Source organism: Dactylosporangium sucinum, from assembly GCF_014647515.1.
GTDB lineage: Bacteria > Actinomycetota > Actinomycetes > Mycobacteriales > Micromonosporaceae > Dactylosporangium > Dactylosporangium sucinum.
In genome coordinates, this window is record NZ_BMPI01000096.1 from 1 (window position 1) to 18742 (window position 18742).

17 protein-coding genes, 3 pseudogenes and 1 riboswitch are annotated in these 18742 nt (G+C 73.9%); of the genes and pseudogenes, 10 read left to right on the forward strand and 10 right to left on the reverse strand.

From position 1 onward, the window contains the following. Positions 1-427 precede the first annotated feature (427 nt). Positions 428-1267 carry a DUF6745 domain-containing protein gene (locus IEZ31_RS50795; RefSeq protein WP_190257363.1) on the forward strand — a complete coding sequence of 280 codons (840 nt, stop codon included), beginning with the start codon at positions 428-430 and terminating at the stop codon, positions 1265-1267. Between the two features lie 76 nt (positions 1268-1343). Here IEZ31_RS50795 and IEZ31_RS50800 read toward each other — a convergent pair whose 3' ends face one another. Further along, the gene (locus IEZ31_RS50800; RefSeq protein WP_190257364.1) at positions 1344-2585 is read right to left on the reverse strand and encodes an MFS transporter; all 1242 of its coding nucleotides are present in this window, start codon (positions 2583-2585) and stop codon (positions 1344-1346) included. On the opposite strand from IEZ31_RS50800, the gene IEZ31_RS58760 reads away from it, so the two are divergent. Beyond that, on the forward strand, positions 2478-3119 hold the full coding sequence (locus tag IEZ31_RS58760) for an isocitrate lyase/phosphoenolpyruvate mutase family protein (RefSeq protein ID WP_190257365.1): 642 nt from the start codon (positions 2478-2480) through the stop codon (positions 3117-3119). The two genes, IEZ31_RS50800 and IEZ31_RS58760, sit on opposite strands and share 108 nt — an antisense overlap. A 125-nt stretch (positions 3120-3244) precedes the next feature. Then, positions 3245-4558 carry a pectate lyase family protein gene (locus IEZ31_RS50810; protein ID WP_190257366.1) on the forward strand — a complete coding sequence of 438 codons (1314 nt, stop codon included), beginning with the start codon at positions 3245-3247 and terminating at the stop codon, positions 4556-4558. A 137-nt stretch (positions 4559-4695) separates the two neighbouring features. Here IEZ31_RS50810 and IEZ31_RS50815 read toward each other — a convergent pair whose 3' ends face one another. From IEZ31_RS50815 to IEZ31_RS50830, 4 genes and pseudogenes are all read right to left on the reverse strand, one after another. Continuing rightward, positions 4696-5256, reverse strand: a complete 561-nt coding sequence (locus IEZ31_RS50815) for a TetR/AcrR family transcriptional regulator (RefSeq protein WP_229837120.1) — start codon at positions 5254-5256, stop codon at positions 4696-4698. A 253-nt stretch (positions 5257-5509) separates the two neighbouring features. Continuing rightward, positions 5510-6226 (reverse strand): hypothetical protein, encoded by a 717-nt coding sequence (locus IEZ31_RS50820; RefSeq protein WP_190257368.1) that lies wholly within the window; start codon positions 6224-6226, stop codon positions 5510-5512. 7 nt (positions 6227-6233) lie between these two features. Then, positions 6234-6503 carry a CBU_0592 family membrane protein gene (locus tag IEZ31_RS50825; protein WP_229837113.1) on the reverse strand — a complete coding sequence of 90 codons (270 nt, stop codon included), beginning with the start codon at positions 6501-6503 and terminating at the stop codon, positions 6234-6236. Positions 6504-6513: 10 nt separating this feature from the next. Further along, positions 6514-6579: riboswitch (guanidine-III (ykkC-III) riboswitch) on the reverse strand. Positions 6580-6622: 43 nt separating this feature from the next. After that, positions 6623-6811: pseudogene (locus IEZ31_RS50830) on the reverse strand (SDR family NAD(P)-dependent oxidoreductase); the annotation flags it as partial. Positions 6812-6840: 29 nt separating this feature from the next. On the opposite strand from IEZ31_RS50830, the gene IEZ31_RS50835 reads away from it, so the two are divergent. Both IEZ31_RS50835 and IEZ31_RS50840 read left to right on the forward strand, forming a co-directional pair. Continuing rightward, positions 6841-7527: a TetR/AcrR family transcriptional regulator gene (locus IEZ31_RS50835; RefSeq protein ID WP_190257369.1), complete on the forward strand. Its 687-nt coding sequence runs from the start codon at positions 6841-6843 to the stop codon at positions 7525-7527. Between the two features lie 53 nt (positions 7528-7580). Then, positions 7581-8363: a nucleotidyltransferase domain-containing protein gene (locus tag IEZ31_RS50840; protein ID WP_190257370.1), complete on the forward strand. Its 783-nt coding sequence runs from the start codon at positions 7581-7583 to the stop codon at positions 8361-8363. Positions 8364-8434: 71 nt separating this feature from the next. Here IEZ31_RS50840 and IEZ31_RS50845 read toward each other — a convergent pair whose 3' ends face one another. Together IEZ31_RS50845 and IEZ31_RS50850 are read right to left on the reverse strand one after the other, a co-directional pair. Further along, positions 8435-9499: a sensor histidine kinase gene (locus IEZ31_RS50845; RefSeq protein ID WP_229837115.1), complete on the reverse strand. Its 1065-nt coding sequence runs from the start codon at positions 9497-9499 to the stop codon at positions 8435-8437. Then, positions 9496-10158 (reverse strand): response regulator transcription factor, encoded by a 663-nt coding sequence (locus tag IEZ31_RS50850; protein ID WP_190257371.1) that lies wholly within the window; start codon positions 10156-10158, stop codon positions 9496-9498. The genes IEZ31_RS50845 and IEZ31_RS50850 overlap by 4 nt, the downstream gene beginning before the upstream one ends. Positions 10159-10245: 87 nt before the next feature. Here IEZ31_RS50850 and IEZ31_RS50855 point away from each other — a divergent pair, with 87 nt between their 5' ends. From IEZ31_RS50855 to lexA, 5 genes and pseudogenes are all read left to right on the forward strand, one after another. Continuing rightward, the gene (locus tag IEZ31_RS50855; protein WP_190257372.1) at positions 10246-11154 is read left to right on the forward strand and encodes an ABC transporter ATP-binding protein; all 909 of its coding nucleotides are present in this window, start codon (positions 10246-10248) and stop codon (positions 11152-11154) included. Further along, the gene (locus IEZ31_RS50860; protein WP_190257373.1) at positions 11151-12740 is read left to right on the forward strand and encodes a DUF1349 domain-containing protein; all 1590 of its coding nucleotides are present in this window, start codon (positions 11151-11153) and stop codon (positions 12738-12740) included. Before IEZ31_RS50855 ends, IEZ31_RS50860 begins: the two co-directional genes overlap by 4 nt. Continuing rightward, positions 12737-13453, forward strand: a complete 717-nt coding sequence (locus IEZ31_RS50865) for an ABC transporter permease subunit (protein ID WP_190257374.1) — start codon at positions 12737-12739, stop codon at positions 13451-13453. The genes IEZ31_RS50860 and IEZ31_RS50865 overlap by 4 nt, the downstream gene beginning before the upstream one ends. Before the next feature lie 269 nt (positions 13454-13722). Further along, positions 13723-13866: pseudogene (locus tag IEZ31_RS60335) on the forward strand (LexA family protein); the annotation flags it as partial. Positions 13867-14247: 381 nt separating this feature from the next. After that, positions 14248-14685, forward strand: a pseudogene (gene lexA / locus IEZ31_RS60340) (transcriptional repressor LexA); the annotation flags it as partial. A 291-nt stretch (positions 14686-14976) separates the two neighbouring features. On the opposite strand, the gene IEZ31_RS50875 reads toward lexA, so the two are convergent. From IEZ31_RS50875 to IEZ31_RS50885, 3 genes are all read right to left on the reverse strand, one after another. Then, entirely contained in the window at positions 14977-15666 is a 690-nt protein-coding gene (locus IEZ31_RS50875; RefSeq protein WP_190257376.1) for a CG0192-related protein, read from the reverse strand. A gap of 73 nt (positions 15667-15739) precedes the next feature. Beyond that, complete coding sequence (locus IEZ31_RS50880) at positions 15740-16000, reverse strand: DUF4387 family protein (protein WP_229837116.1); 261 nt, start codon at positions 15998-16000, stop codon at positions 15740-15742. A 301-nt stretch (positions 16001-16301) separates the two neighbouring features. Beyond that, on the reverse strand, positions 16302-18707 hold the full coding sequence (locus IEZ31_RS50885; protein ID WP_190257377.1) for a glycoside hydrolase family 3 N-terminal domain-containing protein: 2406 nt from the start codon (positions 18705-18707) through the stop codon (positions 16302-16304). Positions 18708-18742: the final 35 nt, after the last annotated feature.

The following is an 18742-nucleotide window of genomic DNA, read 5'->3' on the forward strand; positions in this document are numbered from 1 at the left end:
CTCACCACGGCCTCCCCTGCAGGTCTGTAACGCTGACGGAGAGACCATCGACCCAACCGGACGACACGTAAGTTGCGCGCCGGTGCGGTGCGGTAGCGAGTGGATTCCCGACGCTCATGATCGATGGCGAGTCCTGGCTGCCATGACGACCGGAACTCGCCATCGATCATGAGCGTGGGCCGACCGCCGGTGCCGCCCCACGAGCGCGAGCTTTCGCGCGCGATCGGCCGGTTCGGGCCTGGCCTGGCCGGTCGTCGGCCAGGGGTAGTGACCTAGCTTCCTAGGACGTGGTACGGGGAGCGGCGCGCGACACGCAGGTTCGGGTTTGCGAACGACGGTCGGCGCGGGGTTGCGTTCGACCCCGGGGCGCGGTCATCATGGAGCGCATGATCAGCACTGATCGAAAGGGCGTGTCCGCCCTCGCGCGATGACCGCGCTCCTGCGGCGGGAAGCCGCCCCGGCGCTGCCGGGTTCTCGCACCACCACACGAGTTCTTGATCGCTGGCGTCGGGCCGTGCCGGTCCGGCAGAGCTGGTTCGAGGCCGGGGTCTGTGCCCGGCCCGCCGATCGGGGCGCGGCGGAGGCCGCCGTCGAGCGGATCTACCTGCGGCTCGGGCGATCGCGTCCACACTTCCACTGGGTGGAGTCTCCGCGGGCGGCGCTGCCGCTGCTGCGTGGGCGGCCGGGGCATGCCGTGCTGCGGCAGTGGATCTCGGTCCGGCCGCCGGCGGGGGAGCCGCCGTTCGTCAGTCTCGTCGCCGCCGGGCTCTCCCGGCTGCGCGGGGCGCTCGACGCCGCGGCCGACCACCCCGATCTCAGCGCACCACCGCGCAAGAGCGCCAAGGAGAAGCGGCCGGAGCTGGCCACGCTGCGGCCGGAGGAGGCGCTCGACGCCGGGTACCCGCTGCGGGAGGTGCTCCGGCACGGCGTCCAGGAGACACTGTCGCACTCGATCGCGGCCGGGCTCGCCTGGCCGGTCCGTCGCGCGCTCGGTGTGCCGGACCGGGTGCCCGTCGGCTGGTACGGCCAGCAGGACGTCCCCTGGATCGCCTACTACGACGCGCTCCGGACGCTCGGGCTGGCCGCCTACCGTCCCTCCGACGAGGCGGCGTTCGAGGATTGGGTACTGCTGGCCGGAGCCACCGGCTGGTGGTGGCCCGACGAGCGGGTCTGCGTGCTGTCCGACCGGCCGGCGGCGATCACGCACGACCAGCACAGGGTGCGAGCGGTGACCTTCCGCGACGGCTGGTCCCCGCCCCTGCCCTGACCCACGCCGATCTTGCAGTTGTGGTGCCTGACAAACCGGGACACGGCGGGAGTGTCCCGGCACCACAACTGCAAGATCAACGCGGGGTGGGGGCGGCGCGGAGTGCGAACCACGCGGCGCCCAGCGTCGACACGACCAACGCCAGCGAGCTCAGGCCGAGCGACCAGTGCACGCCGATCGCGGCGCCGAGCAGGCCCACGGTGAAGCCGCTGCCGGCCCGCAGGCCGTTGGCGGAGACGCCGTACACGCCGATGACCCGCCCGCGGTCGGCCGGCGGGGCGAGCAGCTGCACCACGGTCTGGCCGATCGACATCGCGGCCAGGTTGGCCACGCCGCCCAGCAGGAGCAGGCCGACCGCGAACGGGTAGCTGGTGGTGACGGCGAACAGCAGGCTCGTCACGCCGTACACCAGCGTGCTCAACACCGCCGTCAGCACGGTCGCGGGCAGGCGCGCCGTCGCCTCCAGGAGGATGCCGCCGAGCACGCCGCCCGCGCCGTTGGCGAACAGCAGGACGCCGTAGGCGGTGCCCGCGTCGCCCGCGCCGAGGTCGCCGGCGAAGATCGGCATGGCGGACTGCAGCGACGCGCCGACGAAGAACGCGCCCAGGCCGCCGAGCAGGATCATGCTGACGAGGGCCCGGTTGGCGCCGACCTCGCGCAGGACGCGCACCGAGTCGACGAGGCCGATGCGCGCGCGGGGGACGCCGTGGTCGCGGCTGTGGCCGGTGAACCTGGTGCGGAAGAGGAAGATCGTGAGCGGCAGGTAGAACAGGACGTTGGCGAAGATGCCGTAGGTCGGGCCGAGGCCGAGCAGCAGCGCGGAGCCGACGGCGGGTCCGAAGAGGACGCCGAGGCTGCGGAAGGTCGCGTTGAGGCGCACGGCCGAGGGCAGTTCGGTGTCGCCGACGAAGTCGTGGAGCATCAGCTGCTCGGCCGGACCCCACAGGGAACCGGCCATTCCGTGGATCACCAGCAGTACACACGCGTGCCAGACCTGCAGCGTGCCGGTGGCGAACAGGATGCCCCAGCCCAGGGACGCGGCCATGAAGAGGGCCTGGGCGCACTGGATGACGCGGCGGCAGTCGTACCGGTCGGCGAGCGCGCCGAAGGAGACGGAGAACAGCAGGAACGGCACCCAGTGGCTGATCACCTGGAACCCGGCCAGGGCGGGGGAGTGGAACCGTTCCCAGAGCACCCAGTAGGTGATCACGTGCTCGATGTTGTCGGCCATCATCGCCAGCGCGGCGCCGAACAGGTACGGCCGGCAGTCCGGGTTGCGCAGCGCGGCGAACCGGCGGGGCACGCTGGGGGCGGTCATGATCGCAGCCTGCTCTCCACCGGCGGGGGTGCAGCGTGCAGGCGCGGGGCGAGTGACCCAAGCCACCCCGGCGGGCGAGGCAGGGCCGCGATCTGTGACATCGCGGCGGTGCCGGTGATCGCCGACGCCGACACCGGCTACGGCAACCCGCTCGCGGTCCGGCGCACGGTGCGGGCCTGGGAGCGGGCCGGCGCGGCGGCGCTGCACGTCGAGGACCAGACGTCGCCGAAGCGGTGCGGGCTCGACGAGATGCGGACGATCGCCGAGGCGTTCCGCGGGGTCGTTCCGGTGCTCAGCAACCAGATCGAGGGCGGCCGCACCCCGCTGCCGGGCGTGGCGGCGCTGCAGGACATGGGCTACTCGCTCGCGGTGTTCTCCCTCGGTACCGCGTTCGCCGCGGCCGAGGGCATGCGCGCGTACCTGCGGGCGCTCGCCAACGGCGGCACGCCGCTGGCGATGACCGGATTCGACGAGTTCAACGCCCTGGTGGGGCTGGAGGAGCACACCGCGCTCGAGGCCCGCTACGCCGGCTGAGATCGACGACTGCAACAAACCTGCAAACGCCACGCGTTGACGCGCCCCGTGCGGCGTGCCACCGTACTTCCCAGGAATGCGCTTTCCTCTCAGTTCCCGCTGTCCGTGAACGTCCGGAGGAATGCATGCACGTGCACCTCAAGCTCGGCCTCACCGTCTTGACCGTGGCCGGGCTGACCCTCGCCGCCGCCACGGCGATCGCTCAGGCCGCCGACACCCGCAGCACCGGCGTCAGCGTCCCCGCGCAGGCCCGCCAAACGCTCGCCGCCAACGACGGGTGGGGCGCCGCCGGCGCCGGCACCAGCGGCGGGTCGGCGGCCGACGACGCCCACGTCTTCGTCGTGCGCACCCGCGACGAGCTGGTCGCCGCCGTGGCCGGCAACACGCCGAAGATCGTGCTCATCGCGGGCAAGATCGACGCCAATGCCGGCCGGACCTGCGCCGACTACGCCGACCCGCAGTACAGCCTGGGCGCCTATCTCGCCGCCTACGACCCGGCGGTGTGGGGCCGCGTCGCTCCGACCGGGCCGCTGGAGGAGGCGCGGGTCCGCTCGACGCGCACCCAGGGCGACCAGATCAAGGTCAATGTGGGGTCGAACACCACCATCTACGGCCTCAAGGGCGCGCAGCTGCTCGCCGGCAACCTGCTGCTGACGAACGTCAGCAACGTCATCATCCGCAACGTCACGTTCGTCGACGCCGCCGACTGCTTCCCGGCCTGGACGCCGACCGACGGCGCCGACGGCAACTGGAACTCGCTGTACGACAACGTCACCCTCAGCGGCGCGACCAACGTGTGGCTCGACCACAACACGTTCACCGACGGCGCCAACCAGGACGTCGACCAGCCGGTGTACTTCGGCCGCCCCTACCAGGTGCACGATGGGCTGGCCGACATCATCCGCGGCTCCGACTACGTGACCGTGTCGTACAACTACCTGTTCGAGCACGACAAGTCGATGCTCATCGGCTCGACCAACACGCCGGGCGTCGACGTCGGCAAGCTGCGGGTCACCATCCACCACAACCGCTTCGCCAACCTCGGCCAGCGGATCCCGCGGGTGCGCTTCGGCCAGGTCGACGTGTACAACAACTACTTCTACCTGACCGACGAGGACACGTTCTCCTACGTGTTCGGCGTCGGCGTGCAGTCGGCGATCTACGCCGAGAACAACTTCGTGCTGCGCAGTGCGGACATCCCGCTCGGCGACCTGGTGTACAACTGGGGCGGCACGGTGATGACCGAGCGCGGCACGCTCACGCGGGTCGGCACCGGCCCGGTCGTCGCGGTCAACCTGCTGGCCGAGTTCAACGCGGCCAACGACCCGGACATCGGCACCGACGCCGGCTGGACCCCGGCGCTGCGGGCCGGGCTCGACGCGACCGCGGACGTGCCGAAGATCGTGACGGCGAACGCCGGCGCCCGCCTGCCCGTCTAGCCGGCTCCGCGCGCCGTCGACCACCGTCTCCGCCGCCGGGCGGGGCGCCGGCCCAGCAGCCGCTCCGCTTCGGGGTGCTGTGCCGGTGCCGCCGCCCGAGCGGGCCGGTGACCGCCCGCAGCTGCGGGTCGAACCTGCTAGTCGGCGACCACGCGGTCCACGAGTTCGTCGAGCCACCGGGCGAGCTTCGCGCGGCCCCAGCCGCGCTCCTCGACGAGCAGCGCGACCGAGTGCCAGGTGATCAGCGACCACACGGCGTCGGTCGCCCGGCCGCCCGGGAGGCCCGCCCGCAGGCGGCCGGCGTCCGCCGCCGCGCGCACGATCCGCTTGGCGTCGGCGCGGTGGCGGCGCTGGTGGGCGCGCCAGGCGTCGCGCAGCGCCGGCTCGGCGGCGGCCGCGTGCTCCAGGGTGCGGCACAGCGGGTAGTGCCGGAGCAGTTCGGCGGCCAGGTCGTCGCCCGGCCGCTCGCGGTCGTGCTGCGCCATCGCCAGCAGGAGGAGGCCGGGCTTGTCGGCGACCGTGTACACCGACTTGGCGGTGACGCCGGCCTCGGCCGCGATCGCCGCCATCGTGGTCGGCGCCCAGCCCTGGTCGGCGAACAACCGCCCGGCGGCCGTGACGATCGCCTCCCTCGTGGCTGTGGCCTGCGCCTCCCGGCGCGGCGCACGATATACACGTTCTTGATTGGCTATAGTCATGCTCACCTCATTTCACCCTGACTGTACCGAACGTGTCTGCGCTGGTCCGCATCGGTGCTCGGTCCACATTGGACGTCGTTGTCGATATTGGAGATCGACACAACTGGATGGAATGTGCCCTGTGAATCTGCTGGAAAGCCTTTGTTTACCGGCTGTTTGCCGCTACGGTGGTCGCTGTCAACGTTGAAGGAGGTGATGGACATGGCGAAGAAAAAGAAGAAGGACAAGAAGAAGGGCAAGAAGAAGTAAGCGGCTACAGGCTCCAGAGCCTGGTCGTTCCTGTGGTGTCGACGCAGGCCAGCCGCGTGCCATCGGTCACGCAGCGGGCCTGCTCGACGTCCATCCGGCCGATCGTCCGCACGGAGTTCGTCGCCGGGTCGAGCACACCCATCCGCCCGCGTCGCTGGGCGACCCGCCGGTCGGGCGGCAGCAGCCGCCAGCCGTCGGGGTCCGCGGCGTCGCGCGCGACCGCCGCCACCGCCTGCGGCGGATCGAGCCTCCTGGTCCAGACGGGGCGGCCGGTGCCGACGAGCACCGCCTGCAGCGCGGTCACCAGGCGCAGCGTGCCGCAGCCGCTGCTGGCGGTCGCCAGCAGCACCGCATCCGAATCCGCCGCGCCGAGCAGCACGCCCTCGGACGTCCAGGCCGGATCGCCGGTCGCGGGGTCGAGCCGGTCCACCCGCGGCGGGTGCTGCGCGTCGCACGGCTGGTGCGTGGCGAACACCGCGTCGGCGGCGACGGCCAGCCCCGGGTCGGGCCCGGCGAGCGGCCGCCGCCAGCGCTCGGCACCGGTCCACGCGTAGGCGGTGACGTTCCACGCGAGCGTGCCGGTGCCCCGGATCACGAAGAACCCCTGGCTCGTGCCCACCAGCGCCATCGTGCCGCCGGGCAGCGTGGCCACCGGCCGCAGCAGCGGCAGGAGCTGGACCTGCTGGGTGGCGACGAGGACGAGGCCGACCGCTACCGCCAAGCCGAGGCTACGCGTCGGCTTGCGTGGCCTCTCGCTGCGTGGCCTGTCCAGATCGATGACCACGCCGCCACCGTACCGCGGCGCGCAGCGAGACGGCCGCCCAGACGCCCTCCAGCAGCAGGAACCCCCACTGCCGCCCGTGCAGCGCCTCGACGGCGAGGATCCCGGATCCCGCGAGATTCAGCAGGTTGTACCACTGGCTCCGCGTCTGCATGCGCCCGAGCTGCACGAGCACGAACGGGAGCAGGACCAGCAGCGACCCGGCGAGCTGTATCACGACGGCCTCCAACACGCCGTCTTTGCAGAGCCGGGTACGGTGCGCCTCGTCCGGGCCGGCGATTGTTGCCGACTGGTTTCAATCTTCTCACAGTCGCCCCGCCGCCGTGTTCACGCCGCACCGCCGTTGAACAGCTCGGTGGCCGTCGGCCCGGGGGCGACGGCGTTCACGGTGACGTCACGGCCGCGCAGCTCCTTGGCGAGCACGGCGGTGAGCCTCTCGGTGGCCGCCTTGCCCGCCGCGTACGGCGCGTAGCCCGGGTGCCGCAGGCGCGTCTGCGTCGTAGATCGCGCCGCGAGCTTATCGCCGCTAACGCTGCTCTGTTATCGTTGTCATCATGGAGGGCGCCCGCGACCGGATCCTGGCCGCCGCCTCGGCCCTGCTCACCGAGGGCGGCCGCGAGGCGGTCTCCACGCGCGCGGTGAGCGCCGCCGCGGGCGTGCAGGCCCCGACGATCTACCGGTTGTTCGGCGACAAGCAGGGCCTGCTGGAGGCGGTCGCCACCCACGGCTTCGCGACGTACCTGACCGGCAGGACGGCCCGCAATCCCACCGACGACCCGGTGGCGGACCTGCGCGCGGGCTGGGACCTGCACGTGGGCTTCGGCCTGGCCAACCCGGCGCTGTACGCCCTGGTCTACGGCGAGCCGCGCCCGGGCGAGTCCCCACCGGCCGCGGTGGCGGCGGCCGGCGTCCTGGCCGCGCAGATCCGCCGCGTCGCGGAGGCCGGCCGCTTGCGGCTGCCCGAACCGGTGGCCGCGCACCTGGTGCACTCGGCGGGCTGCGGCACCACCCTGACGTTGATCGCACTTGCGGAGCAGGACCGCGACATGACCCTGTCCCAGCTGGCCCGGGAGGCGGTCATCGCCGCGATCACCACCGACTCGCCGGCAGCCGCCCGCCCCGGCCCGGCCGCGGCCGCGGTGGCGCTCCGGGCAACGCTGCCCCGGACGTCGGTGCTGACCCCGCACGAGCGGGGGCTGCTGGGGGAGTGGCTCGACCGCATCGCATCGGCACCCCGGTGACGGCCCCCTTCGGCGACCGCTTCGACGCCGTCTGTCCGGGAGACGCCCGCCGCGTGGACGCAGCGGCTCGGCCCGGCCGTTCGCTGGCCGGCGGCGTCTGGACCCCGGCCGGGCTGCCCGGCGACGTGCGGGCGTACCTGGACGCGGTCGTGGCCCGCCTGCGCGACCTTCTCGGCCCGGCCCTCGTCGGCGTGTACCCGGCCGGCTCCGTGGCCCTGGACGCCTACCGCCCCGGCCGCAGCGACCTCGACCTGGTCGCCGTCGCCGATCACCCGGACCCGGCCCCGATCGCCGCGGCCCTGAGCCACGATGCCCTGCCCTGCCCCGCGGCCGGGCTGGAGTTCGTCCTGTACGACCGGGCCACCCTGGCGGCCCTGACCACTGAGGCCGGCTTCACGCTGAACCTCAACACCGGCCGCGCCCTGGAGCCGAAGGCCGAGACCGACCCGGGCGACGGCCCCGCCTTCTGGTACCCGATCGACCGCGACATCGTCCACCAGCAGTCCCGCACCCTGACCGGCCCGCCGTTCGCGACGCTGACCACCCGCGTCCCCTACGACCAGCTCCTCCCCGTCGTCGCCTCCTCCGTCGCCGCCCAGACCGGCGACAACGCCGTGCTCAACGCCTGCCGCGCCCTCCGCTACCGCGCCCTGCGCTCGTGGACGTCGAAGCCCGCCGCCGGCGCCTGGGCACTCGGTCAGGTCCCGCTTGAGCACCGCCCGGTCATCGCCGCCGCCCTGGAAAGCCACGGCCGGGACCGTTCAGCGGGCGCCACCCTGGACGGCCGAACCTTCCAGGCCTACGTCACGGCCACGCTCACCGCCGCCGGCGCCTGACCTCCGGCCCTCGGCACTGCCTGGTGCGCTGTGGCTCGTGGACGGCGCCGGCCCGCGCCCTGCCCGATCGCCTATTGCGGCACGCCCCGCGGCGGGAACGTCACCCGCACCTCCAGCCCCCCTTCCGGCAGCGCCCGGGCGACCGGGTCGCAGCTGTGCGCCCACGCGATGGCCCGCACGATCGCCAGGCCGAGGCCGTGACCGTCGCCGTGCCCGACCCGCTGCGTCTTCATCCGCTGGAACGGCTCGAACAGCCGGTGCAGCTCCTCGTGCGGCACCACCGGGCCCGAGTTGCGCACGATCACCCGTGCATACCCGGCCTCGGTCTCGGTCACCACCTCCACCCAGCCGTCCGGCACGTTGTGCCGCACCGCGTTGTCCACCAGGTTGGCCACCAGGCTCTCCACCAGCTCCAGGTCGCCGGCCATCGGCGCCGGGCGCAGCCGGGTCGTGATCCGCACGTCGGCCGCGTGCCGGGTCATCGCCACCCGCCGCGCTACCGCCGCCAGGTCGAACGCCACCGGGCGCTCCACCCCGACCTGCCCGTCGGACAGCGACAGCAGTGCGCCGATGAGCCGCTCCTGCGCCGCCCCCAGCGCGAGCACCTCCTCCGACGCCGAGCGCAGCGTGTCGACGTTCGCCTCCGGGTCCGCCATCGCGACCTGCAGTAACGTCCGCTGTGCGGTCAGCGGCGTGCGCAGCTCGTGCGAGGCGTTGGCCACGAACTGCCGCTGCGCCGCGAACGCCGCCTCCAGCCGCGCGAACAGGTCGTCGAGCGTCTCGGCCAGCTCCGCGAACTCGTCGTTGCGGCCCATCGAACCGAGCCGGCGATGCAGGTTGTTCGCCGAGATCTCGCGGGCGGTCGAATTGATCGTCCGTAACGGGGCCACGAACCGTCCGGCCACCACCCAGCCGACCAGCAGCGCCAGCAGCAGCAGCCCGAACATCGACAGCGACCAGGTCAGCACCGGGAACTCGGCGGCCCGCTCGACCGGCCTCGCCTGGCCGCCCGGCGCGACCGGCGCGGTCTCCTTGACCCCGAGCAGCGGCACCGTGAGCAGCACCGCCCCGACGACGAAGAACGGGCCCGCGTAGATCAGCATGAGCTGCCGCCGCAGCGACGAGCGGCGCTTCACGGCGCACCGACCCGGTAGCCGCCCTCGCGGACCGTGTGGATCACCGGCGGGTCGCCGAGCTTGGCCCGCAACCGCCGGATCGTCGTCTTCACCGTCGTCGTGAACGGGTCGGCGGCCTCGTCCCACACCCGCTCCAGCAGCTCCTCCGCGGACACCGGCCGGCCCTGCGCCGACAGCAGGCACTCCAGCACGCCGAACTCCTTCGGGCTCAGGTCCAGGCGGCGCCCGCCCCGCGACGCCACCCGCCGGGCCGGGTCGAGCGTCAGGTCGTCGGACTCCAACACCGGCGGCAGCAGCGCCGCCGGACGCCGCCCCAGCGCCCGGACCCGGGCCACGAGCTCGGCGAAGTCGAACGGCTTCGGCAGATAGTCGTCGGCGCCCAGCCCGAGCCCCTCCACCCGGTCCTTCACCGTGCTCGACGCGGTGAGCATGAGCACCCGGCTGCCCGAGCGGTCGGCGACGATCCGCCGGCACACGTCGTCGCCGTGCGTCCCGGGCACGTCCCGGTCGAGCACCACCACGTCGTAGCGCGTGACGGCCAGCCGCTCCAGGGCGTCGTCACCGTCCAGCACCACGTCCACCGCCATGCCCTCCCGGCGCAGGCCGGTGCCGAGGGTCCGGGCCAGGACCTCGAAATCCTCCACGACGAGCACGCGCATGCCACTACCTTGCCAGGCCGGCGGTGTCAGTGAGGTGTCAGCCGCTGGCACCTCGTTGACACCGCCCGCGGCGTAGAACCGGGACCCATGATTACCGTGAACGGACTCAGGAAACGGTTCGGCACGACCACCGCCCTCGACGGGATGACCTTCACCGTCCATCCCGGCCGGGTCACCGGCTTCGTCGGCCCCAACGGCGCCGGCAAGTCGACCACGATGCGCGTGATCCTCGGCCTCGACGCCGCCGACGCCGGCACGGCCCTGGTCGAAGGCCGGCCCTACCGCGCACTGCGCCACCCGCTGCGGCACGTCGGCTCGCTGCTCGACGCGAGCGCCCTGCAACCCGGCCGCACCGCGCGTAACCACCTGCTGTGGCTCGCCCACTCGCAGGGCCTCGGCGCCCGCCGGGTCGACGAGGTGCTCGAGCGCTCCGGCCTGCAGGGCGTCGCCCGGCGCCGGGCCGGCGGTTTCTCCCTCGGCATGCGCCAGCGCCTCGGCATCGCCGCCGCCCTGCTCGGCGACCCGCCGGCGCTGATGCTCGACGAGCCGTTCAACGGCATGGACCCGGAAGGGATCATCTGGATGCGGGGGTTCCTGCGCGGCCTCGCCGCCGAGGGGCGCGCCGTGCTCGTCTCCAGCCACCTCATGGGCGAGCTGGAGGACACCGCCGACCACGTCGTCGTGGCGGGCCGGGGCCGCGTCATCGCCGACGCGAGCGTCGCCCAGCTGCTGGCCGCCGCGTCCGGCGACCGGGTGACGTTACGTTCCCGTTCCGCAGAGGCTCCGGTGGTGCTGGCTGAGGCCGGCGCATCCGTCAGCCAAGCCGGCGACGGCGTGCTCACCGTCGCCGGGCTCGCCGCCGGCGACGTCGTCGCCGTGCTGCACCGCCACGGCGTGGCGTTCTCCGAGGTGTCCGCGCACCGGGCGTCGCTCGAGGACGCCTACCTGGAGCTCACCCGCGACGCCGTCGAATACCGCTGGGAGACCACGTCATGACCGCATACCTGCGCGCCCTCGCCGCCGAGTGGACCAAGTTCCGCACCATGCGCGGCTGGGTCGCCGCCGTCATGGTCGCCGCCGGCCTGATCGTGGGCCTCGGGCTGCTGCCCGGCCTGGGCGGCTCCTGCGGCAAGAACGGGCCCGGGTCCGAGTGCGTGCTGCCCGTCGGCCCGGGCGGCGAGGAGGTCACCGACAGCTTCACGTTCGTCCACCAGCCGCTGGCCGGCGACGGCAGCGTCACCGTCCGCCTCACCGGGCTGACCGGCCGGCTGCCCGGCACCGACAGCGGCGGCCCCCGGCCCGGCCTCGTGCCGTGGGCGAAGGCCGGCCTGATCGTGCGGGCCGCCACCACGCCGGGCGCCGCGTACGCGGCGGTGATGATGACCGGCGCCAACGGCGTGCGGTTGCAGTACGACTTCACCCACGACGTCGCCGGGAAGCCGGGCAGCGTGTCGGCCGAGGCGCCGCGCTGGCTGCGGCTCACGCGCGCCGGCGACACCGTCACCGCCGCCGAGTCGACCGACGGCGTCGCGTGGACCACGGTCGGCTCGGCCAGGCTCACCGGGCTGCCGTCGACCGTCGAGGCCGGGCTGTTCGTGACCTCGCCGCAGTATGCCGAAGAGGTCGACGACGGGCTGGGCGCCGGCGCGATGGGCGGTCCCAGCCACGCCACCGGCGTCTTCGACCGCCTGGCCCTGGCCGGCGGGTGGCAGGGCGACGCGTGGAAGACCGACGTGATCGGCGCCGCGGGCGGCCCCGGCGGCGACCCGGGCGGCGGCGCCGGCGCTCCCGGTGGCGCGCCCTCCGGTCCGAGCGGTCCCGGCACGGTCGCTGCGGCGCCGGACCTGACCACCGGGGCCGAGCGCGCCGGCGACACGTTGCGCCTCACCGGCTCGGGGGACATCGCGCCCGCCGTGCCCGGCGCCGCCGGCATCGGCGTCACGATCTCCTCGACCCTCGTCGGCACGTTCGCCGGGTTGATCGTCGTGGTCGTCCTGGGGGCCGTGTTCGTCACCGCGGAGTATCGGCGCGGGCTCATCCGCACCACGTTCGCGGCCAGCCCGCACCGGGTCCGCCTGCTCGTGGCGAAGGCCACCGTCGTCGGCGGCGTCACGTTCGTGGCCGGCCTGGTCGCGGCGGCGGTCGTCGTCACGCTCGGGCAGGACGTGCTGCGCGGCAACGGTGTGTACCTGCATCCCGCCTCGACCGCGACCGAGGTGCGGGTCGTCGCCGGCACCGCCGCGCTGCTCGCCGTCGCTGCCGTCCTCGCCCTGGCCCTCGGCACCCTGCTGCGCCGCGGCGTCACCGCCGTGACCACGGCCGTCGTCGTGATCGTCATGCCGTACCTGCTGGCGATGACCGTCCTGCCGACCCCGGCCGGCGAGTGGGTGCTGCGGGTCAGCCCGGCGGCGGCGTTCGCGCTGCAGCAGGCGTCCCCGGCGTATCCGCAGGTGGCGAACCTCTACATCCCCGCCAACGGCTACTACCCGCTCGCGCCCTGGGCCGGCCTGGCGGTCCTCGCCGGGTGGGCGGCGGTGGCATTGATGGCAGCTGCGGCACTCCTGAGGAAGCGGGACGCATGAAGGACGTCATGCGGGCCGAGTGGACCAAGCTGCGCACGTCGCCGGGCACCCTGGCGCTGCTGGTCGGGGTGGTCGTCGCGACGGTCGGGGTGAGCGCGGCGGCGAGCACCTGCTCCGGTGCCGGGTGCGACGCGGACCTGCCCCGGCTGGGCCTCACCGGCGTGCAGCTCGGCCAGGCGGTCGTGGCGATCCTGGGCGTGCTGGTGGTCGGCCATGAGTACGGCACCGGCATGGTCCGGGTGACCCTCACCGCCATGCCCCGCCGACTGCACGTCCTGCTCGCGAAGGCCGCCGTGCTGGCCGCGGCGGTGGCGGTCGCGGCCGTCCCGGCGGTGGCCGGCGCGGTGACGGTGTCGCAGCTGATGCTGCCGGAGCACGACCTGGCGCTGCGCCCGGCCGCCGGCTCGGTGCTGTACCTCGTCCTCATCGCCCTGCTGGCCCTGGGCGCGGCGACGGCGCTGCGCAGCGCGGCCGCCGCGATCGGCACGATCCTGGCCCTGCTCTACGCGCTGCCGATCGTCCTGTCGGTGATCCACGACGAGGAGTGGCGCGACCGCTTACGCCGCATGGGCCCGTCGACGGCCGGCCTGGCCGTGCAGGCCACGACCGCGGACGCCGTGACGGGCCCGTGGAAGGGCCTTGGCGTGCTGGCCCTGTGGACCCTGGGCGCCCTGCTGGTGGCCGCCGTGGTCCTGAAACGCCGCGACGCCTGACCCGCCGGCCGCAGCCCGCTCGTGCCGGGTCCCGCACCAGCGGGGCGCGATCGCGGCCAGTGTGCTGCGGCCGGCCGTTCTTCGCGACGGCCGGCCACCGGCCCGGGTTCGTTCTCCGGCCTGCGGCGTGCCCGACTCCATTCGCGAGATGTCGGCGAGTTTCCCGAGATTGACCGTCGTCTTTGGGGTCCGGTGGGCATGGTTGATTGACCGATATGATTGCATCACGAAAATCGTACATCTGATCGAAAATGTAGTATCGTGCCGCTATGGAAGCGGTCGGTGAGATCAGCGAGCGCCAGCGTGACATCCTTGCGGTGATCCAGGCGTGGGTCGACGAGCACGGCTATCCGCCGACCGTGCGCGAGATCGGGGCGGCCGTCGGGCTCGGCTCGCCGTCGTCGGTGGCCCACCACCTGCGCGCGCTGGAGCAGCGGGGCCTGCTGCGCCGCGCGGCCCGCGGGCCGCGCGCCGTCGACGCCCGGCCGGCCGGCATCCACGCCCTGCGCTCGGCGGGCGGACTCGCGACCGGCCTGCAGCGCCGGCGATCCGCAGACGCCGGCGCCTTGGGACTCGCGGCCGGTGCCCGTTCGGCGTCCGCCGTGGACGCCGCGCGGGCGGGCGGCCCGGGCGGCCGGCCGGCGTCCACCGTGGACGGACTACCGGTGAGCGGCCCGGGTGCCCTCTCGACGTCCACTGCCGGCGAAGCGGCGGCGGGCGGGCCGGGCGCGCGGCTCCGCGCGGTTGGCGGACGTGGCGCGGGCCGGGTCGTCGGCGGTGGCGGCACGGCGCGACGCCCGGGCGACCTCGCGCCGTCCGGTGACGAAGGGGAGGCTCCCGGGTCGCTCGATGTCGACCCCGGGGTGCGGGTGCCGCTGGTCGGCACGATCGCCGCCGGTGGGCCGATCCTCGCCGTCGAGCACCGCGACGACGACCTGACGTTGCCGTCCACGCTGGTCGGTCACGGCAACCTGTTCGCGCTCAACGTCAAGGGTGACTCGATGATCGAGGCCGCCATCTGTGACGGCGACATCGTCGTGGTGCGCCAGCAGTCGGTCGCCGAGCAGGGCGACATCGTCGCCGCCATGCTCGACAACGAGGCTACCGTCAAGGTGTACCGCTCGCGTGACGGCCACACCGAGCTCGTGCCCCGCAACCCGGCGTACGACGTCATTCCCGCCGACGACGCCATCATCCTCGGCAAGGTCGTGTGCGTCCTCCGCCGGATGTGAGACGGGCCGCCGCCCGCCCGGGCGCCCCGCCGCCAGTTTGACGCCGCCGGGCCGAGCCAGGCCGGGCGGGTTCGGGCGCTGCCAGGCCGGGCGCTGCCAGGCCGAGCTAGGTCGGGCAGGGCCCGCCGGTGCCAGGCGGGCGGTGCCAGGCGGGCGGGGCCAGGCGGAGCGGCGCCGAGCCAGGCCGGGTGGGGCGGGTGCCGGATGGTGCCGGGCCGGGGCCGAGCCACTGCCGAACCATGCCCGGGCCGGGTTGCCGGGGCCGACGGGGTCAGGCTGGCGCCGACCGGGTCAGCGGGTGGCGTACGCCAGGAGGACCGAGCCGTCCGACCCGTCCCAGTGCCCGATCAGCACCGCGGCGTCGTTGGGCCTCGGGGTGCCGCCGAGCACGTGGACTACGGCGAGGCGTGCGACGCCGGTCTCGATGACCGTTGGATCGCCGCTGACGACCTCGTGGACGGCACCGAGCGCCGAGTCGGCACCGACCGCCGACTCGGCGCCGGCTGACGAGCCGCCGTCGGCCGCCGGGCCGGCGGCGGGAACGGCGGCGGGGACGGTCGTGACCGTCATCAGGGGCTTGCGGGGCACGAGGCTGCCCTCGACCTCCAGGAACTCCTCGGCCTGCCGGGTCGTGCCGAGCAGGGCGCCGGCCAGGACGGTGGCGTAGACAGGGTCGCCACAGGCGTCATACACCCAGCGCTTGCCCAGCACCGAGTGGTCCGTCGTGCCGACCAGCCACGGCTCCGCGCCGGCCAGGGGAGCGCCCCGGTAGGTGAGCGCGACCTGGTACACCGGGCCGTCGCCGACCCGGACCAGCAGCGCCTCGATGCCGACCTCGCCGGCGGGGTCGTCGAAACGGTACGCGGCGACGCGGGCCAGGCCCTCGGTGGTCGGGTCGCGGAACCAGGCCTGGGCCGGCAGCCAGGCCGCGATGAGCTCCAGCTTCGACGGAGTGAGCTCCGCCTGGTGCAGCAATGCCATGCGAAGATCCTAACCAGCCCCGCGCGGCACCCGGTCGTGCCTGCCCGACGCCGCCCTCCGCGCGCGGCGGCGATCACGGCACCAGCGGCTCCACAGTGGACGGCACGGGCAGCGGAAGTAGGGCCAGGGGGACCTGGTGCTGGCCGGCGTGCATGTCGCGGTCGCGCAGGCTGCCCTGCACCACGGGGCGCGGGAACGAGATCCTGACGACCCTCGGCTCGGGGATCCGGAAGATCTGCACGGTGTCCGCCGCGACGCCGTAGCGGCCGGCGATCACCGGCGCGTCCAGGAAGGCGGGATCGGCGACCGCGGCCACCCCGAGGCGGCGGAGCACCCGCTCGGCGCCGAGGGCGCGGCCTGGCGGGGCCGCGCCCTCGGCCGGCGGGGGAGCGAGGTCGGGTGTGATGCGGAGCCGTGGCCCCGCACATCGGGGCGGTGCGGCCGTGCGGGTGGGCCCGGGCGGTTGCTGCGTGCTCGTGGACGGGCGCGACGTCCGGCGGTTCTCGGCCCGGGTGGGTCGGCCCGGCCGGACGTCGTGCGGCGTGCGGCGTGCGGAACGCCGCGCGCCGCGAAGGTGCTGCCGCGTCCCTCGCCGCCAGCGCCCGCCTCGCCGTGGGGTGGTGGGTGCGGTGTGGTTACGACGTGGTGCAGGCGGTGCCGTTCAGGGTGAAGGACGCCGGGCGGGGGTTGGTGCCGGAGTACGAGCCGTTGAAGCCGATGGAGACCGAGCCGCCCGGCGGGATCGTCCCGTTCCAGGACTCGTTGCGGGCCGTGACCGCCGCGCCGGACTGGGACCAGACCGCCGACCACGACTGGGTGATGCGCTGCGTGCCCGGGAACGTGAACGCCAGGGTCCAGTCCGTGATCGCGGACGCGCCCGTGTTCTTGATGGTGATCGTGGCGCCGAAGGCCGCGCCCCAGTCGTTCACCGCATACGTCACGGCGCAGGACGAGCCGGTCTGGACCGGCGGGGTGGTCACCGTCACCGGGGACGAGGCGGGGCCGACCTGGCCGGCGGCGTTGACCGCCACCACCGTGTACTGCGCGGTCGTCCCCGGCGTCAGGCCCGTCAGCTGGACCGACGTCGTGGTCGTCGTCGCGGCCAGGGCGGTGCCGCGGTAGACCCGGTAGGACGCCGCGGGGGCGCCCGACGTCGGCGCGGTCCAGGTCAGCGTGGCCGTGGTCGAGGTGACCGCCGAGGCGACCGGCGTGCCGGGGCGGCCCGGCGCCTGGGCCGGCGGAGAGTACGACAAGCCGGCGCCGAAGGCGAACAGGGACGGCTTGCCGTCGCCGTCGTTGATCGGCTCCTGCGAGGCGGACTGCATCCAGGTCACCGGCAGCTTGCCCGTCGGGTTGTAGTCGCCGAACAGGACGTCGGCCACGCCGGCGCCCTCCGTGCCGGGCAGCCAGGCGGCCAGCAGCGCGGACCAGTCGGGCAGCTGGGCGGCGACGTCGAGCGGGCGGCCGGAGACCAGCACCACCACGACCGGGACGCCGGAGGCCTTCAGCGTGGCGAGGGTCTGCAGGTCGGTGGCGTCGAGGCCGAGCGAGCCGGTGCGGTCGCCCTGGCCCTCCGCATACGGCGTCTCGCCGACGACCGCGATCGCCGCCGCGTAGGAGGAGTCGATGCCGGCGCCGCCCGCACTGTACGTCACCGTCGACTGCGGCGCGACCGAGCGGATGCCCTGCAGGATCGTCGTGCCGGTCGTCGTCGCGCCGCTGCCGCCCTGCCAGCTGATCGTCCAGCCGCCGCTCTGGTAGCCGATGTTGTCGGCGCTCTTGCCGGCCACGAACAGCTTCGCGCCCTTGGCGAGCGGCAGCACGCCGGAGTTCTTCAGCAGCACCTGCGACTCGCGCACGGCCTGGCGGGCGATCGCGCGGTGGGCGGAGCTGCCGACGGTCGGGGTGAGGGAGCGGTCGGCGAGCGGGCGCTCGAACAGGCCATACTCGAACTTCTTGGTCAGGATGCGGCGGTTGGCGTCGTCGATGCGCGACATCGCCACCCGACCGGCCTGCACCTCGGCCTTCAGCGTCGAGATGAACGACTTCCACTCGGTCGGGACCATGACCATGTCGATGCCGGCGTTGATCGCCCGGCGCACCTCCGACGCGGTGAACCCGGCGCCGCCCTCGATCTGGTCGATCCCGTTCCAGTCGGAGACGACGAACCCGCCGAAGCCGAGCTCGCCCTTGAGCACCGTGGTGATGAGGTAGTCGTGGCCGTGCAGCTTCTGCCCGTTCCACGACGAGAACGACACCATCACCGAGGCGACGTTGCGGCGCACCGCCTCCTGGAACGGCGGCAGGTGGATCGCCCGCAGCTCGGCCTCGGACAGCTGGGTGTCGCCCTGGTCGACGCCGCCGGTGGTGCCGCCGTCGCCGACGTAGTGCTTCGCGGTCGCCATGACCCCGCCACCCTGGTAGCCGTCGATGATCGTGGCCATCGACACCGGCAGTTCCGGCTTCTCGCCGAACGACTCGTAGGTGCGGCCCCAGCGGTCGTTGCGGGCCACGCACAGGCAGGGCGAGAACGTCCAGTCGACGCCGGTGCCGGCGACCTCCTCGGCGGTCGCCTTGCCGATCTGCTGCACGAGCGCCGGGTCGCGGGTCGCGCCGAGGCCGATGTTGTGCGGGAAGATCGTGGCCCCGGCGACGTTGTTGTGGCCGTGGACGGCGTCCGCGCCGTAGACCAGCGGGATGCGCAGCGGCGTGGCGAGTGCGCCGTTCTGGAAGGTGTCGACCATGTCGGCCCACGCCGTGGGCTGGTTGGGCGACGGCGCCGAGCCGCCCCCGGACAGGATCGAGCCCAGCCGATACTGCGTGACCTCGGCCGGCGTCACCGACGCTCGCTCGGCCTGGGTCATCTGCCCGATCTTCTCGTCGAGGCTCATCCGCGACAGCAGGTCGGCCACGCGGGTCGCGACCGGCAGGCTCGGGTCGAGATAGGGCTCCGCGGCTGCCGCGGGCCGCGCGACGGAGAGCATCGCGGCGACGAGTGCGCAGGTCGCGGCGAGGGTCAGGGCGGGCTTCCAGCGGCGCATCGCGGGTCCTCCTCGGACGGCGGGATACGCGGACC